The 609-nt window shown below is 49.8% G+C and carries 1 protein-coding gene; it reads left to right on the top strand.

The window, feature by feature from the left end; genetic code table 11:
• Nucleotides 1–97: 97 nt before the first annotated feature.
• Nucleotides 98–609: TraU family protein (locus NE536_RS22865; RefSeq protein ID WP_261274126.1), on the top strand; the 512-nt coding region annotated here is incomplete at its 3' end.

Raw genomic sequence — 609 nt, 5'->3', positions numbered from 1 at the left:
AAGCGCGTTCCAAGTGTCGTGAAGCAAGCGGGCGTGATGTGGCAAGTGCGCGAAATGGATGTGTCCAATTTCCCCGTATTCATGGAGGAAACAAACAATGCGGCACATTAAACTCGCGTGGCTTGTAGCCTTATCTTTATTGATGGGTCTAATTCCTTCACAAGCCAACGCACAGGCCGCCTGTACGGGCACATTCGTTAACCCGATGACCGACATTTGTTGGTCGTGTATCTTCCCGATGACCATTGGCAGTGTGCCTATTATTCCTGGGAGCCTACCCGATACGCGCAACCCCGTATCACCCATTTCATTTTGTCCCAAACCGCCGCCTATTTTTATGCAAATTGGCTTGAATATCGGCTACTGGGAACCTGATACCTTAGTGGACGTGACGCGCGTCCCTTACTGCATGGTTAACATGGGCATGAAACTCGACATGAGTAATTCCCCCCAAATCGGCGGTCGCGTCACAAGTCGCGATAACGATGCCAGTGATGGCGCGTTTTATCATGGCCATTGGTACAAATACCCTGTGATCTATTGGCTGCAGATTATGCAAAGCGCAGCTTGTATGGCCACGGACAATTTCGACATTGCCTATTTAACAGA

This window comes from Shewanella septentrionalis, assembly GCF_025370265.1.
Lineage (GTDB): Bacteria > Pseudomonadota > Gammaproteobacteria > Enterobacterales > Shewanellaceae > Shewanella > Shewanella hafniensis.
Note: the sequence above shows the minus strand (reverse complement) of the source record. Positions and strands in the feature narration are given on the sequence as shown.